We start from the raw sequence: 3478 nt of genomic DNA, 5'->3' as shown, positions 1-3478 counted from the left end.
AATGCGGTGGAGTTGATTCACGACCCAAATAATTTTGTGGAGACTGTTAAGGATGTTTTTGGTAAGGCGACTACTTATGAATATGATTCTAGGGGGAATATTCTGACGGAGATTGACCCGTTGGGTAAGGTGACGAAACGGACTTATGATGATGAGAATAATACACTGAGTGAGACGGTGATTACTCCCGAAACTGGAACGGAAGGGTACACCACTAAATACACCTATGACAGTCAAGGCAATCAGCTAACTCGAACTAACCCCTTAAATCAAACCGACCGCTACACTTACAATCAATTCGGTCAGCTTCTCACCAGTACAGACCCCCTTGGTAACACCACCACTTATACCTTCGATAAGCGCGGTAACGTACTGTCTAAAAAAGACGCCGAAGGTAACATTATTAGCTACACTTACGACAATAGAGGCAATGCCCTCACCATCACCGAAGGCCAGGACGATATCACTAAATTTGAATATGACAGCTACGGCAATCGAATTCGTAAAATAGATGCCGAAAATAACCAAACAACGTACACACCCGATGCCAACGGTAACATCCTCACCGAAACTACCAAGCTAACTACACCCAACGGCGTTCGCACGCTGGTAACGACCAAAACCTACGATAACGAGGGGAATGTTAAAACAGTCCTCGATGCTGAAAATGGTTTGACTAAGTACGAATACGATAAAAACGGCAATCAAACAGTTGTAATTGATGCCTCTGGTCGCCGTACCGAAATGCGGTATGACGATAAAAATCAATTGCACGAAACGATTTTGCCCGACGATACGCCCAACGACCTCACTGACAACCTTAGAATTGAGATCGACTACGATGAAGCTGGCAACCGCAAAGCTGTGACAGACCAAGAGGGGAATACGACTCACTTCAAGTACGACCCCCTCAAGCGACCCACTGAAATGATTCTTCCCGACAGCACTCCTAGCAATCTAGAAGACAACCCCCGCATCAAAGTCGAATACGACAAACTGGGTCGGATGAAAGCTTTAATTGACGAAAGGGGCAACCGCAGCGAGTTTGAATACGACGCCGCAGGTCGAATGAAAGTTGCCCGCAGCGGGGTAGGTGGCACTCAGAAAACCACCTCTACTCGCGATGCGGCGGGTCGAGAGATAACCAAAACCGACGCATTAAATCGGACGACAAAATTTGTTTACGATAATCTAGATCGCATAGTTGAAACGATTTTCCCCGATAAAACCACTACCAAGACTAAATACGATGCTTTTGGCAATGTAATTGCCCAAACTGACCAAGCTAATCGAACTACCTTTTTCGAGTACGATGCCCTTGACCGACTTACAGCAGTTGTAGATGCCAAACAACAGCGCACTGAGTATAAATATGACGAAGCGGGCAATCTAGTCTATCAGGAAGATGCTAACGACCGTATTACTAAGTTCGAGTACGATGGTTTGGGTCGGCGCACTGCGGTCGTGCGACCTTTACTTCAGCGTTTGGAAACAGTCTACGATAAAGTCGGTAATATCAAGCGTACTGCTGACTTCAACGGCAAGACAATTGAATACTCTTACGACTCTCTCAACCGATTAAAAACCAAACACTTCCTCAACGAAAATAGGTCGGTTCAATTCACTTACACCCCCACTGGCAGACGGGAAACGGTAACGGATGGGCGCGGTATCACCACCTACGACTACGACGAACGGGGTCTGTTGCGTTCCCGAATGGAACCCGATAATACTCCCATCTCCTACACTTATAATCAGTCGGGACTGGTAGAAACCATAACGACTCCTTCCGGTACTACCACCTACCGTTACGATAATTTGAACCGCTTGGAAAAAGTTATCGACCCCAATAATAAAGAGACGATTTACACCTACAACGAAGTTGGCAACTTGAAAAACGTCTCTCTTCCCAACGGTACGACTCAAACTTACACTTATGACGAGCTAAATCGCCTGAAGTATTTAGAAAACAAAAACCTCCAGGGTAATATTCTTTCTAGCTACACCTACACTCTTGATGCAGTTGGCAACCGCCAAAAAGTTGAAGAATATGGCGGAAGGAAAGTTGAATATACCTATGACGAACTGCATCGACTCACAAAAGAAGCGATCGCAGATTCTGTGAATGGCGATCGCACTATCTCTTACACTTATGATGCGGTGGGAAATCGTCAGACTAAAAATGATTCAGTTTTTGGTTTGACGACTTATACTTATGACGGGAATGACCGATTGCAGAGCGAGACTACTGCTGGGGTAACGACAAATTACACTTATGACAATAATGGCAATCTCACTCTCGCTGACGTGCAAAATTCTCCCGAACAGGTGGAATATTTCTGGGATGGGGAAAATCGCCTGACCAGTGTGGAAATTATAGATGCCAGCGGTACGAATGAGATTAATTATCGGTACGATGCTGATGGAATTCGGGTGGCATCAATTGTTGGTGGTGAGGAAACACGATATTTAGTTGATGCTAATCGTCCTTATGCAGAGGTGTTAGAGGAGTACGCGCCTGGTGGGGGAAATCGGGTTTCTTACGTGCATGGTTTGGATTTGATTTCTCAGAATCGTAATGGGAATAAGTCATTTTATTTGTTTGATGGACATAGTGGGGTGCGACAACTCACTGATGGGTTGGGTTCTGTTACGGATAAGTACAATTACGATGCTTTTGGTAATCTGCTTTCTTCAACTGGCAATACGAATAATAATTACCTGTATCGGGGTGAGCAGTTGGATTCAAATCTTGGTTGGCAGTATTTAAGGGCTAGGTATTATGATCCGAATGTAGGGCGTTTCCCTTCTGTAGATCCGTTTGAGGGTATGCAAAAAGAGCCGATGTCGCGGCATCGGTATTTGTATGGCAATGCTAATCCTGTAAGTTACACAGATCCTAGTGGTTTATTTACCCTAACGGACGTTATGAGTGGGCCAACATTGGGAGGGATATTGGCAGGTATACCCTGGGCTCACGTAGGCGGAGTAGTTGGGACAGTTGCAGCTGGGATAGGAATTGGCGCTGGTATTTCAGCTTTACGAAGCAACTTCCAAAACTCGCGCATCGATTGGAACGGAGAGTTCTCAATTGCTAGTCTTTCAGCTCCCGGTGGTCTGTTAGGCTTGAGTCCTGAGTTCGGTTCTGGCGGGGCATTGGGAACACTAAGCTTAACTTCAACTTCCGGTATTGAGGGAAAATGGTTGATAGTTGGAGCAACCTATGCGGCTGGATTCTTCTTATCTGCTACAAGAACTCCTGTAGAGGTCATTTCACGCTCATTTATTGGTACTCCCGGTGTTGGAGATTTAAATGGAGTGTTTTTATCTGGTAGCTTTGGTATCAATATTCCTGGATTATCAGAAATACAAGGTGGTTTTGGTAGGTTCTACATAGTAGGCTATAACCCACATTCCGCACCCGCAACTGTCACAATCGGAAATTACGGAGAAAAAAAGGCTAAGCAAGAGTAAAAAG

Annotated in this window: 1 protein-coding gene; it reads left to right on the top strand. The window is 45.1% G+C overall.

Going from position 1 to position 3478, the window contains the following annotated elements; translation table 11 throughout:
• Positions 1 to 3474, top strand: a 3474-nt coding sequence (locus LAY57_RS35125) for an RHS repeat-associated core domain-containing protein (RefSeq protein WP_275994532.1), incomplete at its 5' end; no start/stop codon positions are given.
• Between the last annotated feature and the right edge of the window lie 4 nt (positions 3475 to 3478).

It is taken from the genome of Argonema antarcticum A004/B2, assembly GCF_023333585.1.
In the GTDB taxonomy this organism is placed as follows: domain Bacteria; phylum Cyanobacteriota; class Cyanobacteriia; order Cyanobacteriales; family Aerosakkonemataceae; genus Argonema; species Argonema antarcticum.
The sequence above is the reverse complement of the archived record's forward strand: the minus strand, read 5'-3'. Positions and strand labels throughout refer to the sequence as shown.